The sequence below is a fragment of the Pseudoalteromonas sp. JC28 genome (assembly GCF_013319255.1).
In the GTDB taxonomy this organism is placed as follows: domain Bacteria; phylum Pseudomonadota; class Gammaproteobacteria; order Enterobacterales; family Alteromonadaceae; genus Pseudoalteromonas.
On record NZ_QOKX01000001.1, the window covers coordinates 270,074 to 288,038 of the forward strand.

Consider the following 17,965-nt stretch of genomic DNA (forward strand, 5'->3'; position numbering starts at 1 on the left):
CAATTTGTGGAATGGTGCTAGAGTTAGTGATAGAGTCTTGCCAATTTCAGCGCTATTTGCCCTTAGTGTGGTATTGAACGCAAAGTCACACCTAAGAGCTTACCCGTATGGGATAGATAATTTTTGGAGAAGAAGAAAGTGGCTGTATTTAACCAAGTTGAATTTGATAACCATGAACAAGTCGTATTCTGTTCAGACGAAGCATCAGGCCTTAAAGCTATTATCGCGGTACATAACACTAAGCTAGGTCCAGCTGTAGGTGGCTGCCGTCTATGGAATTATGCCTCTGATGAAGACGCTGTATATGATGTACTGCGTCTGTCTAAAGGGATGACATATAAGAATGCGGTTGCACGTTTACCATTTGGTGGTGGCAAATCTGTCATTATTGGCGATGCTAAGACTATCAAGTCAGAAGCGCTATTCAGAGCATTTGGTAAACACCTAGACCGTCTAGGTGGCAGTTACTATTCAGCTGAAGATGTAAACATCACAACCGGTGATGTAATGGTAATGCATAAAGAAACTAACTACGTAATGGGCCTCGAAGGTAAAAGCGGTAACCCTTCTCCATTTACTGCGTTAGGCACATTCCTTGGAATTAAAGCAGCTTACCAACACAAGTATGGTCACCAAGACTTGGCTGGTATCAAAGTTGCCGTGCAGGGCCTGGGTGCAGTTGCTTACACTTTATGTAAGCACCTCCATGAAGCGGGTGCAGAGCTATTTGTTACTGATATCAACGAAGAGTCAGTACAAAGAGTGGTCAATGATTTCAATGCTACTGCTGTTGGTATTGATGAAATCTATGATCTAGATGTTGATGTATATGCGCCGTGTGCACTAGGTGCTACGGTAAATGACGATACTATTCCTCGTATCAAAGCCACAATTATTGCAGGATGTGCAAACAACCAGCTTGCAGAGTCTCGTCATGGTGAGATCATTCGTGAAAAAGGTGTTCTTTATGCGCCAGATTACGTGATCAACGCTGGTGGAATCATCAATGTTTACTATGAAACAAAACCTGAAGGTTATGATGAGGCTGCAGCGACTAAACACGTAGAAGGCATCTACGACACGCTAACTGAAATCTTTAAGCGTTCTGAAGATGAGAAAGTTTCAACGCATATTATTGCTGATAAATTAGCTCAAGAGATTATTGAAAACGGTCTATAATGAAAACGCCGTTTAATTACCAGAGAGGGGCATGAGCCCCTTTTTTTGTATGAAAAAGAAACTATCTCTTGATACTTGGCCTCGCCAAGAACATTTTTCCTTCTTCAATGATTTTACCCAGCCATATTTTACAGTCACCGTCAGCTTACAAATGGAAAGAGTTTATGAAATGAGTAAGCGTAATACAGTGCCGTTTTCTCTTAGCTGCCTGTATGCACTGCAGTTGGCTTTGCAAAGCTATGCGCCCATTCGTTACCGAATCGAAGCGGGGACAGTAGTCGAATATGATGTGGTAGAAATTAGCAGTGTTTTTCTGCGGGAGGATGAAACCTTCAGATTTGTAAGGCTTGCCCCTGAAACCGATTTCAAGCGCTTTATTAGTGCCAATTTGCATAGTAAAACTGAGCAATTAAATGGGCCGCTTGTCAGCGAGCAATTTTTAACGGAAAGTCAGGTGCCAAATTGCGTTCATGTATCTATACTTCCATGGCTATCTTTTTCCAGTTTTGGTCATGCAAGGCACAGTAGAGATGACTTCGGTATCCCAAAATTTGTGTTCGGAAAATACAATAAAGCAGATGGTACGATGCCATTTTGTATCGAAGTCCACCACGCCTTAATGGATGGTCTACACGTCGCTGAATTCGTTCAAATTCTACAGGAAAAAATAGATCAAGCGATTTGGGACAGATAAACAAATTTTGCGTTAGTTCGCAGAAGATGAAATAATTTGCGTTCTGTGCAATGAGTAATTTTGACTATGCTACTGTTTTTATAGATTATTCATAAGTTCTATTTGGAATATCTATTCAATTTATTGGAATAAATCCGATGTAAAATATTGTAAACAGCGTATGCAAAAGGTTGGTTTTGCGAGGGTTGTGTATATTTTGCTGTGTTTTTGATGTTAATTTTTTGTTTTGTATATAATTATTACTTATTTATAGACAAAAAATGTTTTCACAGTGAAGTTGACACATCGTGTTGCATTTAGCATTATTGGACAGTTGATATCTGTCAAATGATATCAGGGTTGCTCTTACGTTGGTGAGAGCGCGAAAATTATAAAAGTAACATTACTTAATTGGTTGGGAACTATGTCTGTTAAAATCAGAAAGAGCCTTGTAGCTACGGCGCTTTTAGGCGCGACAGCTTTTGCAAGCAGCAATGTGATTGCAGATCCTTTGAATGACATACAAAAAGTAGGTCAACAAACTCAAACGGCTGCTAAAAAGTCTCAAGAAAAGATTGATAACCTTTACGGTCAGTCTCAAGAAATGATCGCGGAATACCGTGGTCTAGTTGAAGAAGCAGAACTGCTTAAAGTGTATAACGATCACGTTGCACGTCTTGTAGCGGATCAAAATGCAAGTATTGAGTCTCTTGAGCGTCAAATTGGTACTATTGACAAGACAAAACAGGACGTTGTGCCTTTGATGTATCGCATGATCGATACGCTTGAGCAATTCATCAAAGCGGACGTTCCGTTTAATCAAGAAACACGTCTAGATCGCGTTGAGAAACTTCGCAGCATCATGACTAACTCATCTGTAACTACTTCTGAGAAGTTCCGTCAAGTGCTTGAAGCTTACACGATTGAAACTGACTACAGTGCAACAATGATTGCGAGCCAAGGTTCTCTTGAACAAAACGGCAAAAACATCAATGTTGACTTCGCACGCCTTGGCCGTATCGCATACGTAGCTCAGTCGTTCGACCAAAAACATGCTTGGGTTTGGAACAACAACACTAAGCAGTGGGATCAACTTGGCGAAGAATATCTTAAGCCAGTTAAGAGCATGATCCGTATTGCACGTAAGCAAGCGGCTCCTGAACTTGTAAACCTACCTATCTTTGGCGCGGAGTAATTAATGATGAAGAAACTATTTAAAGGTTTTGCAGTTGCTGCAGCGTTAACAGTTTCTGCTGGTGCCGCGCTAAATGCACACGCAAACACTGAAGCCTTAGACAAAATCCTAGAACAGGTTAAACAAAACCGTATCTCTGAAGGCAAAATCAACAAACAACGTGAGCAAGAGTTTTTAAACGACCGTGCTGACAAACAAGCATTGTTGAACAAAGCGAAGCGTGAATTGGCTGCTGAGAAAGCACGTGGTGAGCGTTTAAATGAACAATTCAAGCAAAATGAAATCACACTTGCTGAAAAAGAAGTTGAGCTTGAAAATGCCAAAGGTACACTCGGTGAAATGTTCGGTGTTGTACGTCGTTCAGCTGCTGATGCTATCGGTTCAATCGAAGCTTCACTTGTAAGTGCTGAAAAGCCAGGACGTGCTGAAGTTCTTCGTTCACTAGCTGAAGCGAAAGAGCTGCCAACTACTCGTGAACTTGAAGACCTTTGGATTGCTTTCCAAACTGAAATGACTGAATCAGCTAAAGTAACTAAGTTTGAAGCTGAAGTTGCTGAGCTAAACGGTGACGTAAACGTTAAAGAAGTAACACGTGTTGGTAACTTCAACCTAGTCACTAAAGACGGCTACGTTATTTACGATCCTGAGAACAAGCAAATTGTTCCTCTTGGTAAGCAGCCAAGCGGTGAACTAGGTGGTGTTGAGCGTCTAATCGGTGCATCTGCTGATAAGTTTGTTATGTTTGCAGTTGACCCAACTCGTGGTTCATTATTACGACTTAATACTCAACGTGCAACGATGGAAGAGCGCTGGCACCAAGGTGACACGGTTGGTTACATCATTACAGCACTACTTATCTTAGGTGCATTGATTGCAATCGTTCGTATGCTAGACCTATTCATTGTTAGTGGTAAAATCAAAGCGCAAATCAAAAATGCAAATAACCCTAACACAAACAACCCACTTGGTCGTATCTTGAAAGTTTATCACGACAACAAAGACCAAGACGTTGAAAACCTAGAGCTTAAGCTTGATGAAGCTATCCTACGTGAAACTCCGCGTATCGAGATGGGCGTAAACATCATCAAGATCCTAGCGGCCATCGCGCCACTACTAGGTCTATTAGGTACGGTTGTTGGTATGATCATGACATTCGAATCAATCACACTACATGGTACTGGTGATCCGAAGATCATGGCAGGTAACATCTCTCTAGCGCTAGTAACAACGGCACTAGGTCTTATTGCAGCTCTACCTCTGATTCTACTTCATGCTGTTGTACATGGTCGTAGTAAAGCGGTTCTACACATCCTAGATGAGCAAAGCGCAGGTATTGTTGCTACTCACGCGGAGAAGGAGAAAGCCTAATGTTAGTCCTGATGGAGATATGGGAATCTATCAGGGATTTTGTTGCTACAGGCGGCGATGTATTGTACGTGGTCGCAATGGCACTCTTTCTAATGTGGGTTTTAATGATTGAGCGCTATTGGTTCCTACTCGGCGAATTTCCTAAAATGCATAAGGAAATCGTCGCTAAGTGGGACGCCCGGCAAGATACTACGTCTTGGTACGCACACAGAATCCGCGATGCTTGGATTTCTGAAGTGTCTGAAAAATTAGATGAGCGCATGTTGATTATCAAAACATTGGTTGCAATGTGTCCATTAATCGGTCTTTTAGGTACAGTGACAGGTATGATCACCGTATTTGAAACAATGGCTACTCAAGGTACGGGTAACGCGCGATTAATGGCTTCAGGCATTTCAATGGCTACGGTACCAACAATGGCTGGAATGGTTGCGGCACTATCAGGTGTTTTCTTTAGCACGCGTCTAGAAGCACGTGCGAAAATGGCTAAAGAGAAGCTAGTTGATAGCTTGCCTCATCACTAGAGAGAGATTGAACTATGGCACGTAAACAACGTTTTCGTGAAGAGGAAGATGCAGCAGTAGATATGACGCCGATGCTAGACATCGTATTCATTATGCTTATCTTCTTCATCGTAACCACTTCTTTTGTTAAAGAAGCTGGTATTGAGGTTAACAAGCCAAAAGCGGCACAAGCACAAAAAACCAAAAACGCGAACATCTTTATCGCAATCCGTGAAAACGGTGAGATTTGGATGGATAAGCGCCAGGTTGATGTTGAGCGTGTAAGTGCAAACCTTGAAAGTCTAATGGCTGAACAGCCTACTGACGTGATTATTATTCAAGCCGACAAAGGTGCGAAACACGGCGTAGTTGTTAAGGTTATGGACCAAATTAAAGCGACTGGCGACAACTTGAAGATTTCAATAGCTGGAGATCAGTAATGATTCGACTTCTGTTTTCACTTCTAGCAGGTGGGGCAGTAACTCTCGGCTTGTTCTTTTTCATGTCATATCTTATCTCCGGAGGAGCAGATAGGGCAGACGTACAAAAGGAACAAATCGTAGTCGAGATTATGTCGAATCCGCCTGAATCAAAGGTGCAGCAGCGGAAGCGCGTCCCGCCTCCGCCGCCGCCACCGCCAAAGCAGCCGCCTAAACCGCAGCCGCCTCAGCCTGACACGGCTGATCCGACTGCAGGAAATATCGGCTTTAATATGCCTAGTATTGATCTAGGTGGAACCGCAGGTGGTTTATCTGGACCTGGTGAGTTTGGTCGTGACGGTGATGCAACACCAATCGTTCGAATCGAGCCAAAATATCCACCTCAAGCTGCTCGTGATGGCAAAGAAGGTTGGGTACGTTTATCATTCACAATCAATGAGCTTGGTGGAGTTGACGATATTGAAGTTATCGACGCTGAACCGAAGCGCATCTTTGACCGTGAAGCAAAACGTGCACTACGCAAGTGGAAATACCGTCCTAAGGTTGTTGACGGTAAGCCACAAAAGCAACCTGGCATCACAGTTCAGCTTGACTTTAAGTTAAACCAAGATTAAGGAGGCAGGACATGAAAAGTTTACCTAAATTTACAGCTCTTGCTCTCTTGATAGCGTTAACTGGTGGTATTTACTCAAGCTCAGTTTCTGCAGCGCCTAACTATGAAGAAATAGAGAAGCGCAAAGCGGCAAAAACTAAGATCATGGGTGAGCGTGTAGGTAAAAAAGTTGCTAAAGCGTTCGAACTCTATAATGAAGAAAAGGTCGATGAAGCAATTGCAATGCTTCGCGAACTTGATCCTTCAGATGATTTCGATAAAGCGACAGTCAACCGTTACCTCGGCCAGCTTTATGCTCAAAAGGAAAACTACGCCGAAGCGATTAAATACTCACGTCTAGCCATTGCGCCTGACGCGCTTAACTTCAAAGAGCAAGGCGATTTGATGAAGCTGTTAGGTGACCTTTTGCTTGGTACTGAAAAGTACGCAGAAGGCATTAAGGCTTATGAAGCATGGATGGACTTTACTGGTGAAAATGACGCCAAAGTATATGGTCGTATCGCTCAAGCTTATTATGAGTTAAAGCAATATACGAATGTTATTGCTCCAGCTGATAAAGCGATTGCGGGTGTAGAAGAGCCTAATAAGCAATACTACCTGATGAAAGTTGCTGCGTACTTTGAATTAAAACAGTTCAAAAAGGCTGTAGAGGTTGGTGAAGAGTTAGTACGTGTTTTCCCTGAAGACCCGAAAGCTTGGACACAACTGGGTGGTTTTTATTTGCAAACCGAAGATTACAGCAAAGGTATGACTGTAATGAAGGTGGCGTATAAAAAAGGTTATTTTGAAAAAGAGAATGATTATAAGATTCTTGGAAGCTTATATTCTTTAACAGAAGATCCTTGGCGTGCAGCTCAAACGTTCGAAAAAGCGATCAAAGATGGCAAAATTGAACGAACAAAGCAGAACGTAACAGCGCTTGCAAGTTACTACCACCAAGCTAAACATATCAGCGATGCTGCTAAATATTACGAAGAAGCTGCGAAGTTTGACAATGACGCAGAACTTTATGGTAAAGCAGGTAGTCTTTTACTTCAGGATCAGCAGTTTAGTGCAGCTATTGTGAGACTAAACAAGGCGTTAGAGCTCGGTACTGAGAAAAAAGGCAATACCTATACAGACTTGGCTGAAGCTTATTTCTATCAGGATAAGTTTAAGCAAGCTTACTCTGCAATTTTGAAAGCGCAGGAAGATCCTCGCACTAGCAAATTTGCTAAAAGTTGGTCTGGTTTTATCAAAGATAAAGCACAGCGTAGAGGCGTAAGTCTCTAGTAAAAAAGCCCCGAAAGGGGCTTTTTTGATTCTAAATTTTAATGTGGAACTATGAAAAAGCATTTACTGATCTGTTTTACTTTGGCTACGCTTATATTCCTTTTTGGCTGTACTGAACAGAAGCAAACTGTAAGTTACCAAGAGCTCAGAACTTCACTACTTTCTCTTAATAATGGTTTAAGCAAGCCCTCGGACGATGAAATTAGTGTATTACCGTTCACAGAAGGTTACTTACAACTAAGGCATGCCTTATTATCTAGTGAGTTGAATGAACCAGATGTTATGGCTCATAAAGAGTTAGATTATTTAAGAATTCAGGAAAGATATCCTGAACGCTACTTGCCTTGGCCTGCTTACATATCAGTGCTGGAAAATGTTAAAAATAAAGTAAGTAGAAATGAACTTGGACAGTGGCTTGCGTTTGTAGAAGTAAAACTAAAAGAGGCCGATGAAAGTAATATTCGCTTGAACCGGTTAGAGCGAGATACTTTAATGCTCCAACTTGAAAGTTCGGATATTGACGCACCATCACGTTCGGCCTTGTTAGCTTATCTGAGTAATTATAAACCAAGAGCTATGCTTGGACTCCATCAACTACCCAACGGAAAAGAATGGTATCAATCAAAGCTCAATTTTTATGGGGCTATTCAAGATTCACCTACTAAAGTTTTGGCGACGTTATCAAAGTTTGATGATCAAAATAGCAAAGCGAATGTGCTCAAGGTAATGCCTGATACTCAACAACCTTATATTCTGGAATTATTGCCGGCTAACTGCCAAAGAATTGCAGGGCTCAACTGGCGAGATGGGTTTATTAATGTGCCTTCGACCGTAGCAAAATGTACAAAGGCAATAGAGCAACATAAAGCGCTAATCGTGACTTTGATGGCGGTGGATTTGGGAATTCATTATCAAGGGTGGTCACAAAAGCAAGCATTTGTTGCGCTTAACTCAAAACTAGCGCTGAATGAACAACAAGCACAACAATTGATTGCTAATCTTGTCTATTTCCCAGCGACTATTTTTGCTGCATATCCCCACTTTTTAAAGCCTTAGTCTTACAACTGCGACAGCGTTGGGTTGCTGGATCGTGTTCTAGCAACTCAAGTTCTATTGTCTGCTCGCAATCACAGCAATACCCGAACTGACCGATTTCCATTTGGCATAATGCCGCTTCGACTTTCATCAATCTATCATAGAGTGGAAATTGCTCAGGATTTATCTTCTCCATCACAATATCAAGCCACTTATTAGGTGGGTTAAGCTCTAAGGTATTGGCAAGATTATGAGTAAACTCATTGGGTGAAGCTTTTAACTCTCCCAAGAAGTCGCTTCTAAGTGTGGCAAGTTCTGCTTGTAGGCTTTGTTCGTAGTGTTGTGTGTTTTCATTCATGGGCGCTCTCCTATCCGACACCCCATTATCATTTCAGTCAAACTTCACTGTTATGATTTGAATCAATGTCTGGAGACATTGCATATTTCTGCAACACCTTCATGACGTCATCTTTGCTTTTAAGCGTTTTGATTTCATCAAAAAGAACATGTGCGCCGTCATACTGACGTTTCAGATAACTGAGCCATTGCTTTGTTCTAGCCGAAAAGTACTTTTCACTCATATTCTCATCTTGATGCATGGAAGAGTGGAGGATATGGTAGACCACGTTTTCCCATGTAAGCGGAGTATAATGAGTTCCGCTAACATGCGCTTTGATTTTTGCTGCCAAATCGGGGGTGGCTAGCGCACCGCGACCAAGCATCAAATCTTGGCATTGGCTACGTGTTTGGCAGAGTAGTGCATCTTCAACTTGCCAAATTTCACCGTTAGCAACGACAGGAATGGTTAACCTTGATAATAAAGGGGGGATCTTTTCCCAGTACGCTGGCGGTTTGTAGCCATCTCGTTTGGTACGCGCATGTATTGCCAAACTCGACGCACCACCTTGCTGGACCGCATCGACAATTTCAGTGCTATTGGCATCATCGTCAAAGCCAAGGCGTATTTTGGCGCTTACTTGATGTTCTTCTGGTACCGCATCTCTAACCGCTTTAATGATTTGATAAATTTGCTCAGGCTCTTTCAGTAAAACCGCACCACCACGGCTTTTATTCACGGTTTTTGCAGGACAACCAAAGTTCAAATCAACACCATGAGAGCCAAGCTTTACGGCCTTTCGTGCATTTTCAGCAAGCGCATGGGGAACCTGACCTAGAAGCTGTACTCTAACCGGTGTTCCGGCTCTGGTATAACCACCATTTAATAGTTCAGGACAGTATCTAGTAAATACCCTACGTGGAAAGGTGAGATCAACGACGCGAATAAATTCAGTGACACAAAGATCAAAGCCGCCGAGATCTGTGAGTAATTCGCGCATTTTAAAATCAACTACACCTTCCATCGGCGCCAGAACAAGCTTCATGTGTTAACCTTCAGATACAACAAAAATAAAATGAGTCACTGATGACTCATCGAAAAGCGCGACATTTTAGCTAATTGTTTGCTGCAAGTCATCAGCAGCCCCTAGTTATCCGCAAATAGCAAAAAGACAACAGATGGACTATAACTGGATGTAAACCAAAACTTAGCGAATTGGCATTACAGCTAAAATTTTTAAACGTTTAGCGAAATAAATATTTAGACGTTTGGGTCTACTTATTGAATCTACTATTTCTGAGAGAGCAAACATTATGAATACCGTTAAAAAGAACTCTATTGCCCTTACTTTAAGCGCTGTTGTTGCAGGTACTGCGGGGTTATCCGCGACGGACGCAAGTGCGAATCCATTTAGTTTTGAAACAATGACCGCTGGTTATCAACTAGACGCTGGTGAAGGTAAGTGCGGCGAAGGCAAATGCGGTGGCGACGCCAAAGGCAAAAAAGAGGGTAAGTGCGGTGAAGGCAAATGTGGTGGCGATGCTAAAGGCAAAAAAGAAGGTAAGTGCGGCGAAGGCAAATGTGGTGGCGACGCTAAAGGTAAAAAAGAAGGTAAGTGCGGCGAAGGCAAATGCGGTGGCGACGCCAAAGGCAAAAAAGAAGGTAAGTGCGGCGAAGGCAAGTGCGGTGGCGACGCCAAAGGCAAAAAAGAAGGTAAGTGCGGCGAAGGTAAATGTGGTGGCGATGCTAAAGGCAAGAAAGAAGGCAAGTGCGGCGAAGGTAAATGCGGTGGTAACCACTAATTAAGAACACTATTATGTTCGACCCAATAGCGCAGCTAATTATGTCAAGGTAAAAAGCGCTATTGGGTAATTCCAAAGTGAAGCCATGCATACAGTAAAGCCTCTGTGATGCCAGCTTCTGATTAGTTCAAAATAATGTCTAAAGTGAGAGAAATATGGCAGTGCAGTTAGGCAACTTAGGACTTGGTTTACGCCGTGAAATGGTCGATGACGTGCTCAATGCGCCGCCAAAGCAAGTAGACTTTTATGAGGTTGCACCAGAAAACTGGCTAAAATTTGGCGGTAAGCTTGCAAAGCAATTTCAAGCATTGACGCAACAACATACCTTTATCTGTCATGGCTTGTCGTTATCGCTGGGTTCACCTGCACCGCTTGATCGCGAATTTTTATCTCAACTCAAAACATTTTTTAACCAGCATAATATCGCTACCTATAGTGAGCATCTGAGTTATTGTTCGGGAGAGGGTCATATGTACGATCTGATGCCAATCCCTTTTACTGAAGAAGCAATCTATCATACCGCTAAGCGGATCCGAGCAGTCCAAGAACATCTAGAACGCCGGATTGCAGTAGAAAATGTCTCGTACTATGCCGCTCCTGGACAAGAAATGTCGGAGTTGGAATTTACCCTTGGGGTATTAGCCGAGGCCGATTGCGATTTGCTACTCGATGTTAACAACATCTATGTCAACGCTATTAACCATGGCTATGATGCCGAACACTTCTTAGCGGCTATGCCAAGCGAGCGTATTGCATACGGCCATATCGCAGGCCATTATGTGGAAGCCGAAGACTTACTCGTTGATACGCACGGCGCTGAGGTATCTTCACCAGTATGGGACTTATTAGAGAAAGCCTATGAGCTGCATGGGGTATTTCCGACGTTACTAGAGCGTGATTTTAATATTCCTCCCATGGCAGAGTTACTGGCAGAAGCGGGGCGAATTTCAGCAATACAGGCCAAATACGCCAAGCGCTTGGAGCAGGTATAGCTATGTCTTTTGTAGAAACTCAGCAGCTGTTTATGGCGCATATCAGAGATCCAGACAACCAACCAGCACCTGAAGGCATAGAAGCTCGGCGCTTAAAAATCTATCAAGAGCTGTTTTTTAATAATGTTGAAGGCTTCGTGAGCAGTGCGTTTCCTGTACTTAAAAGCTTATATAAAAATGCAGATTGGTTGGCGTTAATTAGGCTGTTTTTTGTTAAGCACGATTGTCATTCGCCATACTTTTTAGAGATTAGCAAAGAATTCTTGCAGTTTTTACAAACAGAATACGAGCCCACTGAAGTTGATCCTGAGTTCTTGTTAGAGCTTGCTCATTATGAATGGCTAGAGCTAGATGTGGCAACGACCGTTGAGGCAAAGCATGAGCTTTCAATTGAATTGCAAGCGCTTGCAGATGTTGAAATTAGCTTGGCAAGTACAGCCAGAGTTGCACATTATCAATATCCAGTTCATCAGATCAGTGAAACCTTTAGGCCAACTAAAACAGCAGGGCAAACGTTTAGTTTTGCATTGTATAGAGACGAAGAGGACGATGTTCAGTTTGTCGCACTAAATCCGATGACGGCCTTAATGTTGTCGGTGATTGAAGCCAATGATGGTATGCAACTCGCTGACATTGTGGATGTTATCGCGCAGCAAGTGCCTCAGTTTACCGTTGAACAGCTGCAGCAAGGGGCACGGCATACACTAGCTGAATTCGCAGATCTTGGCATTATCAAAACAAAAAACCTTTAAGCTATTGGCAACATCGACTATTATACGGCCTGTTTTTGTCGTGCTTAAACTCGGACTAGGGCGCTAGTCAATGCTTTCTGCTGCTATGCAGTTGGCGCGAGTTGTAAAATTAAAGGTAGTATCTATGTCTAAAGGTGACTTTAAAGATCCGTTCAATGCAAAGTATTTCCTTGCATTTGTTGCTGTATTCGCTGGAATTGGTTGTTTAAACGCGATTCTAGGCTGGGCAACAGCGCTTGCATAAGTCAAGCTGAACGTATTTACCTAGAGGCTGCTTTTCGCAGCCTTTTTCGATTCTATACAGATATATACCAATTAGTCTTAATACTTGCTCAATTTGAAGGAGCAAATCTGACGCTAACGGCGTTAAAAATTTCTCATTTAGAACAACTAAATCGCAAAACTTTCGCCTTGCCTATATGGATGTAGGTACCTTGGTGTGAGCAGGATGCGGAAGCGGTGTTATCGACAAGATTTTCTCGCCTCAAAATAGATCACTTAATTAAGCTAATTGGTATAAAATACTCACTAAATTGTTCGCTTTTCCCCCATCCTGACACACAAAGTCACTCAGTCGGTTTCAACCGGATAGAAAATTGTTATAATCTCACTCTTTTGTAATAAACTTAAAGCAAAGCAATTATGACGACAGAGAATATGTCATTGATCAAAAATAGTATCGCGACGGTTCCTAATTACCCAAAACCTGGGATCATGTTCCGTGACGTGACTTCACTTCTAGCAAATCCTGCTGCGTTTAAGGCAACAATTGATGCGTTCGTTGCGGCTTATAAAGATGGCGGCTTCACTAAAATCATCGGTACTGAATCGCGTGGTTTTATCTTCGGTGCACCATTGGCGTATGAGTTAGGTATTCCTTTTATTCCAGTAAGAAAGCCGGGTAAGTTACCGCGTGAGGTGATCAGCCAGTCTTACCAGCTTGAATATGGTGAAGATACGCTTGAATTACACTCAGATGCAATTGAAACAGGTGATAAAGTGCTACTTGTTGATGATTTACTTGCAACAGGTGGTACTATTGAAGCAACAGCAAAACTGGTTAAGCGCTTAGGCGGTGAAGCCACTGATGCTGCGTTTGTTATTTCATTGCCTGAGCTTGGTGGTGAAAAGAAAATTAACGATCTTGGGATCAAAATCCTTTCACTTGTAGAGTTCGAAGGCGAATAAGCATGAGCTATCAGGTTCTGGCGCGAAAATGGCGTCCGCAAAACTTCCATGAATTAATGGGGCAAGAGCATGTTAAACAAGCTCTGGTTAACGCACTCAATGAAAAGCGTTTACACCATGCCTATTTATTCACCGGAACACGTGGTGTGGGCAAAACAACCATTGCTAGGATCTTTGCTAAAAGCCTTAACTGCGAACAAGGCGTTACTTCAACGCCTTGTGGTCAGTGTAGTGCCTGTACTGAGATTGAAACTGGTAAGTTTATCGATTTAATCGAAATTGATGCGGCTTCTCGCACAAAAGTTGAAGACACGCGAGAAATCTTAGACAACGTACAATATGCACCAACCCGTGGTCGCTACAAGGTTTATCTCATCGATGAAGTGCATATGCTGTCGAAGCACAGTTTTAATGCGCTCCTTAAAACCTTAGAAGAGCCGCCAGAGCACGTAAAATTTTTGCTCGCCACAACCGATCCACAGAAGTTGCCTGTGACTATTCTGTCTCGCTGTTTACAGTTCAACCTGAACGCAATGACACAAGGGCAAATAGTTGAACAGCTAGAAAAAATTCTGCCGCTAGAGCAAGTTGCCTTTGATCCGGTAGCGCTACAAACGTTAGCTAAAGCCGCTGATGGCAGTATGCGTGACGCTCTAAGTTTGACCGATCAGGCTATTGCACAAACAAATGGCAATTTAACGGTGCCTGCAGTGCAATCTATGCTGGGACTGATGGATAGTGCTCATGCGGTCATTTTGCTGTCTGCAATTTTATGTCACGACGGTGATGCCTTACTCAATGCGATTGAAAAAATAGCACTACAAAACGGTAATTTTGTCAGTGTGCTGGACGATTTAATTGCGTTATTGCATGTTATTCAGCTCACTCAACTTGTGCCTAGTGCTGCGCGGTTATCAAATTTTGATAACAACGACATTAAGCTATTTGCCGAGCAATTAGCACCGCAACAGGGTCAGTTGTTGTATCAACTGCTGTTAAATGGCAAAAAAGACCTAAAGTGGGCACCCGAGCCTAAACTTGGGTTTGAGATGGTCATGCTGCGCTTAATGGCGTTCGAAAAAGAAAGTCATAGTGTAGTGCCTAGCGCTCCTGTGAGCCAAGAGACTTCTGAAAAGCAAAGCAAAGTAGGGGATTTACGAGCGCTGTTAGAAAAGCCAACGGAAGATAATGCAACGGTAGCGGCATCACCTCAGGTGCAGCCGACAGCAACACCTACATATGCACCAGAAGCAACGACACCAGCCGTGCAACAAACAACACATTATGAGCCGGTGTCGCCAACGCCAGCTGTGCAAAGCCAAGCACCAGTCGCCTCTGTGCCATCTGAGGCGGAGATGGCCAACCAATACGACAGTATCATGTCAGAGGCGGTAGAGCAGGGGTTCCAAGAACAAGTTCCTGCACATCATCATGAAAGTGCGCCAGTCGATGATGCTGCATACGCGCAAATGGCATCGCAAAATCAAGAGGATTGGTCTCAACCTGAGGTGCAAAACCAAGGCGCTTCAGAACCTGTTGCTACGGCCAGTGTTACTGAGCAGCAAAACCAAGCCCAGTCAGCAATAGCACGAATTTTAAAAAATCGTAATATCTCTGGGGCGGGTCGATTGGTGGGAGCCAATGGTGAGGTAAAAAAGTCTGAGGCGCCTAGTGCGCCAATGCCAATAGAGCAAGCGCCAGCCACGACGGTAATCACACCTGAGTATCAGCCTCAGCCGCAACGTGCACAGCCGGCAGCACCTCGCTTGGCACCAAAAAAGCAAAAGAAAGAAGCGTTTCAAGAGCGCCACAAACCTATTACGGAAAATTTAGCGCCAGAATTGCTAGAGCAGTTATCACCGGTAAAACAAGATGATAACGAGCAAAGTATTCAAGTGGAGATCCCTGCACCGGAAAACTTTGTTAGTCCTATCAGTGGCATTAAGTTTGCTCACCAGAGCGACGATTGGGCAAACATGATTGAAAAGATGCAATTAGGTGGCCGAATTCGCCAGTATGCATTACACAGTGTGATAACGCAGCAAGGCGCGCAGGTACAATTGCAAGTAGATGCGAGTCAACAGCACTTGGATTCAGCAGTGCTGAGAGAGAAACTAACTGAAAGCCTAAGCGCATTACTTGAGCAGCCAATCGCGCTTGAGATTAACTATATCGACACGGTAAATAACACGCCGTTTTTGGTACAGCAACAGTTAGATGAACATAGGCTTGTCCAAGCTAAAGCGGCGATGCGTGACGATCCTCTCGTCAGCGCGTTTGTCCAAGAATTTGACGCAATGCTTGACGAAAATAGTGTTCAGGCATTGTAATTAAGGGCGTTAGCCCTTATCTTTTATCACAGTAAACCAAATTGAAGTATAAGAGAGCAGAATATGTTTAAAGGCGGAATGGGCAACATCATGAAGCAGGCGCAGCAAATGCAAGAGCGCATGGAAAAAGCCCAAGAAGAGATCAAGAGCCTAGAAGTAACAGGTGAAGCAGGCGCAGGTTTAGTTAAAGTAACTATGCTTGGTAGCCACAACGTACGTCGCGTAGAAATCGATGAAAGCCTAATGGAAGACGACAAAGACATGATCGAAGACCTACTAGCCGCTGCGGTAAACGACGCAGTGCGACGTGTAGGTGAAGAAACGCAAAAGCGTATGTCAGAAGTCACTGGCGGCATGCAAATGCCTCCAGGCTTCAAAATGCCGTTTTAATAAGAATCCTATAAAAATAGCGCCTAAAGGCGCTATTTTTTTGTCTGAAATTTAGGGATACCTAATAGATACCACGGATTCGGTGAGGGCTGTTACTTTATCTGATCCCTTAAAATTATCATCGTAATCTACTTTTTTTGAAAAAAGAGGGTTCTAAATGGATTTAAACCGATTCTATAGCACGGGATTTAGGCATTTTTACATTGAAAATTATCTTTATATTATTGAATAATAAAGCTTTTATTTTTTGTGGAAATGTTCTAACTTAAGTCTATCTGTATTGAACTACTCTAAATGTGGAGATGGATTTATGAAGTATCAAAATCAACTTGACCAGTTAAAAAGTGGCAGTTTAACGCGAGCTCAAATGGCTGTTTTACAAGAAAATGCGCTACGCATTTTCAACAAAGGAGATAAAGACGCAAAGTTAATACTTGATGCGATCCCATATAGTAAGCCTGCAGATACATCAATTTTATTTATGGGCTTTTGTCCCGAAGCTGATTTTTCAAATAGATTAGATATTTTTTGGAAAGAAAATGGGATTTGTCGTTTTGACTATCTAGAGAGTGAAGTTCAGATAAATCGATGGTATGAAGTGTGTGCAGGTGACCTTCTTGTCCTTAAAAAGCGTGAACAATTTGGTAAAACCATGAAGCTATACGGTTTCGGTAGAGTAACTAAGATATGCCATGATGATGAAAATGTTCGTTACTTTGAAGTTAGCTGGGCTGAGCAATCAAGAGAAATTGAAGTACCTCTGATGGGTTGTAACAGTACTGTCGATATCAAAGCTATGGAAATGGTAGAGCAAGAAATGCCCGAAGCGTTTTGGCATTGGCTTAACCTGTAAAGGACGAACAAAATGAAAAACATAATATTAGTTAGAGGCCCAGAGTACTTAGCCGAGCAGGCTTTAGTTGGTTATGGTTGGCGTGAAATTAATTTGAGTAAATTTAATTCTTTTTTTGAAATTGATGAGTTTATTAAAGAGAGGGGAATCGATGTCGGCAGACAAAGAAATCAAATCAAACGATTTTTTGAAATTTCAGCAGGCGATATCGTAGTAGTTCCGATAAATAGGGCTGTGTTAATAGGGGTTGCAGTTGGTGAAAAATCATTCGCTGAAACACCTTGGAATGGAGCTAATAGAGTCGCGGTCAATTTTTTTAAAAAGTCTAATGGTAATTTGGTTAAGATCCCAAGGTATCAATTAACCGAGGGCTTACAAAGCAGATTAAAGATAAGGATGTCGATTGCCAACCTTAATGAATTTAAAGAAGAAATTACCGGCTATATTGAAAAACTACAGCAAAACCTAGAGATAAAATTTGACTCAGAATTTCAGACTCGAGTAGAAATTGAATTAAAACATATTGAACGTAGTTTGCTAGATAGATTGATAACAGGGCAATCTAGACTAGAAAGTGGTGGGTATGGTTTAGAAAAGTTAATTGCTGAACTCTTAGAAATTGAAGGTTATCGAACGCATATTATGTCAAAAAGTCAGACAAATGATCATTCTGATATTGATATTAGGGCGGAAAAAAGTGATGACTTTTCTGGGACAAATATCGTGTATGTTCAGTGTAAGCATCATTCAGGTACAACTAGTAATTGGGGAGTTGATCAGTTAATTGAATTTGAAAAAGAAACACCGAATGTAAGTTTATGGTTGATTACCACAGGTGTTGTTTCAGATAAAGTTAAAGAATATGCAAGTGAACATGGGGTAAGTGTTATGGAAGGAGAAGCATTAGCTGCAAAAATAATCTCTCAAGTTGATAAGTTGTCTGTTTCAACTAAAGAAAAGCTAGGGTTATCTGTACTTCCTAAGTTACTCTAATCGACCTTAGCCAAGATGTTGTGACATGCCCTTGGCTTTAACAGGTTAAT

19 protein-coding genes are annotated in these 17,965 nt (G+C 42.3%); 17 read left to right on the forward strand and 2 right to left on the reverse strand.

The genetic code is table 11. The annotated features are described in order from the left end of the window. Nucleotides 1-138: 138 nt before the first annotated feature. The 9 genes from DS891_RS01095 to DS891_RS01135 all read left to right on the forward strand — a co-directional run bounded on the left by DS891_RS01095 (nucleotide 139) and on the right by DS891_RS01135 (nucleotide 8,299). Nucleotides 139-1,179, forward strand: a complete 1,041-nt coding sequence (locus DS891_RS01095; RefSeq protein WP_010606399.1) for a Glu/Leu/Phe/Val dehydrogenase — start codon at nucleotides 139-141, stop codon at nucleotides 1,177-1,179. A 49-nt stretch (nucleotides 1,180-1,228) separates the two neighbouring features. Continuing rightward, nucleotides 1,229-1,873, forward strand: coding sequence for a CatA-like O-acetyltransferase (locus DS891_RS01100; RefSeq protein ID WP_174168571.1), 645 nt, complete (start codon nucleotides 1,229-1,231; stop codon nucleotides 1,871-1,873). Between the two features lie 403 nt (nucleotides 1,874-2,276). Then, nucleotides 2,277-3,047: a DUF3450 domain-containing protein gene (locus DS891_RS01105; protein ID WP_010606401.1), complete on the forward strand. Its 771-nt coding sequence runs from the start codon at nucleotides 2,277-2,279 to the stop codon at nucleotides 3,045-3,047. 6 nt (nucleotides 3,048-3,053) lie between these two features. After that, nucleotides 3,054-4,415: a MotA/TolQ/ExbB proton channel family protein gene (locus DS891_RS01110; protein ID WP_029215858.1), complete on the forward strand. Its 1,362-nt coding sequence runs from the start codon at nucleotides 3,054-3,056 to the stop codon at nucleotides 4,413-4,415. Further along, on the forward strand, nucleotides 4,415-4,939 hold the full coding sequence (locus tag DS891_RS01115) for a MotA/TolQ/ExbB proton channel family protein (protein ID WP_010606403.1): 525 nt from the start codon (nucleotides 4,415-4,417) through the stop codon (nucleotides 4,937-4,939). The genes DS891_RS01110 and DS891_RS01115 overlap by 1 nt, the downstream gene beginning before the upstream one ends. A 14-nt stretch (nucleotides 4,940-4,953) precedes the next feature. Continuing rightward, on the forward strand, nucleotides 4,954-5,358 hold the full coding sequence (locus DS891_RS01120) for a biopolymer transporter ExbD (RefSeq protein WP_010606404.1): 405 nt from the start codon (nucleotides 4,954-4,956) through the stop codon (nucleotides 5,356-5,358). Continuing rightward, nucleotides 5,358-5,972, forward strand: coding sequence for an energy transducer TonB (locus tag DS891_RS01125; protein WP_010606405.1), 615 nt, complete (start codon nucleotides 5,358-5,360; stop codon nucleotides 5,970-5,972). The genes DS891_RS01120 and DS891_RS01125 overlap by 1 nt, the downstream gene beginning before the upstream one ends. Nucleotides 5,973-5,983: 11 nt before the next feature. Further along, nucleotides 5,984-7,243: a tetratricopeptide repeat protein gene (locus DS891_RS01130; protein ID WP_174168572.1), complete on the forward strand. Its 1,260-nt coding sequence runs from the start codon at nucleotides 5,984-5,986 to the stop codon at nucleotides 7,241-7,243. A gap of 51 nt (nucleotides 7,244-7,294) precedes the next feature. Beyond that, nucleotides 7,295-8,299, forward strand: coding sequence for a hypothetical protein (locus DS891_RS01135; protein WP_174168573.1), 1,005 nt, complete (start codon nucleotides 7,295-7,297; stop codon nucleotides 8,297-8,299). On the opposite strand, the gene DS891_RS01140 is transcribed toward DS891_RS01135, so the two are convergent. Continuing rightward, nucleotides 8,262-8,636, reverse strand: a complete 375-nt coding sequence (locus DS891_RS01140) for a TraR/DksA C4-type zinc finger protein (RefSeq protein WP_010606408.1) — start codon at nucleotides 8,634-8,636, stop codon at nucleotides 8,262-8,264. The genes DS891_RS01135 and DS891_RS01140 overlap by 38 nt on opposite strands. Before the next feature lie 37 nt (nucleotides 8,637-8,673). After that, on the reverse strand, nucleotides 8,674-9,660 hold the full coding sequence (locus DS891_RS01145; protein ID WP_174168574.1) for a tRNA-dihydrouridine synthase: 987 nt from the start codon (nucleotides 9,658-9,660) through the stop codon (nucleotides 8,674-8,676). Nucleotides 9,661-9,928: 268 nt separating this feature from the next. Here DS891_RS01145 and DS891_RS01150 point away from each other — a divergent pair, with 268 nt between their 5' ends. The 8 genes from DS891_RS01150 (at nucleotide 9,929) to DS891_RS01185 (ending at nucleotide 17,915) form a co-directional block, all read left to right on the forward strand. Further along, nucleotides 9,929-10,417 carry a hypothetical protein gene (locus DS891_RS01150; RefSeq protein ID WP_174168575.1) on the forward strand — a complete coding sequence of 163 codons (489 nt, stop codon included), beginning with the start codon at nucleotides 9,929-9,931 and terminating at the stop codon, nucleotides 10,415-10,417. Between the two features lie 155 nt (nucleotides 10,418-10,572). Next, complete coding sequence (locus tag DS891_RS01155) at nucleotides 10,573-11,409, forward strand: DUF692 domain-containing protein (protein ID WP_174168576.1); 837 nt, start codon at nucleotides 10,573-10,575, stop codon at nucleotides 11,407-11,409. 2 nt (nucleotides 11,410-11,411) lie between these two features. Further along, nucleotides 11,412-12,161, forward strand: a complete 750-nt coding sequence (locus DS891_RS01160) for a DUF2063 domain-containing protein (RefSeq protein ID WP_174168577.1) — start codon at nucleotides 11,412-11,414, stop codon at nucleotides 12,159-12,161. Between the two features lie 642 nt (nucleotides 12,162-12,803). Further along, nucleotides 12,804-13,349: an adenine phosphoribosyltransferase gene (apt, locus tag DS891_RS01165; RefSeq protein ID WP_010606415.1), complete on the forward strand. Its 546-nt coding sequence runs from the start codon at nucleotides 12,804-12,806 to the stop codon at nucleotides 13,347-13,349. Nucleotides 13,350-13,351: 2 nt separating this feature from the next. Further along, the gene (dnaX, locus tag DS891_RS01170) at nucleotides 13,352-15,679 is read left to right on the forward strand and encodes a DNA polymerase III subunit gamma/tau (protein ID WP_174168578.1); all 2,328 of its coding nucleotides are present in this window, start codon (nucleotides 13,352-13,354) and stop codon (nucleotides 15,677-15,679) included. Nucleotides 15,680-15,742: 63 nt separating this feature from the next. Continuing rightward, nucleotides 15,743-16,069 carry a YbaB/EbfC family nucleoid-associated protein gene (locus DS891_RS01175; RefSeq protein ID WP_010368987.1) on the forward strand — a complete coding sequence of 109 codons (327 nt, stop codon included), beginning with the start codon at nucleotides 15,743-15,745 and terminating at the stop codon, nucleotides 16,067-16,069. Nucleotides 16,070-16,379: 310 nt separating this feature from the next. Next, nucleotides 16,380-16,922 (forward strand): hypothetical protein, encoded by a 543-nt coding sequence (locus DS891_RS01180; protein WP_174168579.1) that lies wholly within the window; start codon nucleotides 16,380-16,382, stop codon nucleotides 16,920-16,922. Between the two features lie 12 nt (nucleotides 16,923-16,934). Then, nucleotides 16,935-17,915 carry a restriction endonuclease gene (locus DS891_RS01185; protein ID WP_174168580.1) on the forward strand — a complete coding sequence of 327 codons (981 nt, stop codon included), beginning with the start codon at nucleotides 16,935-16,937 and terminating at the stop codon, nucleotides 17,913-17,915. Nucleotides 17,916-17,965: the final 50 nt, after the last annotated feature.

Excerpts from the sequence above, each read along its gene's own strand:
- DS891_RS01100 (WP_174168571.1), top strand. The coding sequence starts at position 1,229 with ATGAAAAAGAAACTATCTCTTGATACTTGGCCTCGCCAAGAACATTTT.
- DS891_RS01105 (WP_010606401.1), top strand. The coding sequence starts at position 2,277 with ATGTCTGTTAAAATCAGAAAGAGCCTTGTAGCTACGGCGCTTTTAGGC.
- DS891_RS01110 (WP_029215858.1), top strand. The coding sequence starts at position 3,054 with ATGAAGAAACTATTTAAAGGTTTTGCAGTTGCTGCAGCGTTAACAGTT.
- DS891_RS01115 (WP_010606403.1), top strand. The coding sequence starts at position 4,415 with ATGTTAGTCCTGATGGAGATATGGGAATCTATCAGGGATTTTGTTGCT.
- DS891_RS01120 (WP_010606404.1), top strand. The coding sequence starts at position 4,954 with ATGGCACGTAAACAACGTTTTCGTGAAGAGGAAGATGCAGCAGTAGAT.
- DS891_RS01125 (WP_010606405.1), top strand. The coding sequence starts at position 5,358 with ATGATTCGACTTCTGTTTTCACTTCTAGCAGGTGGGGCAGTAACTCTC.
- DS891_RS01130 (WP_174168572.1), top strand. The coding sequence starts at position 5,984 with ATGAAAAGTTTACCTAAATTTACAGCTCTTGCTCTCTTGATAGCGTTA.
- DS891_RS01135 (WP_174168573.1), top strand. The coding sequence starts at position 7,295 with ATGAAAAAGCATTTACTGATCTGTTTTACTTTGGCTACGCTTATATTC.
- DS891_RS01140 (WP_010606408.1), bottom strand. The coding sequence starts at position 8,636 with ATGAATGAAAACACACAACACTACGAACAAAGCCTACAAGCAGAACTT.
- DS891_RS01145 (WP_174168574.1), bottom strand. The coding sequence starts at position 9,660 with ATGAAGCTTGTTCTGGCGCCGATGGAAGGTGTAGTTGATTTTAAAATG.
- DS891_RS01150 (WP_174168575.1), top strand. The coding sequence starts at position 9,929 with ATGAATACCGTTAAAAAGAACTCTATTGCCCTTACTTTAAGCGCTGTT.
- DS891_RS01155 (WP_174168576.1), top strand. The coding sequence starts at position 10,573 with ATGGCAGTGCAGTTAGGCAACTTAGGACTTGGTTTACGCCGTGAAATG.
- DS891_RS01160 (WP_174168577.1), top strand. The coding sequence starts at position 11,412 with ATGTCTTTTGTAGAAACTCAGCAGCTGTTTATGGCGCATATCAGAGAT.
- apt (WP_010606415.1), top strand. The coding sequence starts at position 12,804 with ATGACGACAGAGAATATGTCATTGATCAAAAATAGTATCGCGACGGTT.
- dnaX (WP_174168578.1), top strand. The coding sequence starts at position 13,352 with ATGAGCTATCAGGTTCTGGCGCGAAAATGGCGTCCGCAAAACTTCCAT.
- DS891_RS01175 (WP_010368987.1), top strand. The coding sequence starts at position 15,743 with ATGTTTAAAGGCGGAATGGGCAACATCATGAAGCAGGCGCAGCAAATG.
- DS891_RS01180 (WP_174168579.1), top strand. The coding sequence starts at position 16,380 with ATGAAGTATCAAAATCAACTTGACCAGTTAAAAAGTGGCAGTTTAACG.
- DS891_RS01185 (WP_174168580.1), top strand. The coding sequence starts at position 16,935 with ATGAAAAACATAATATTAGTTAGAGGCCCAGAGTACTTAGCCGAGCAG.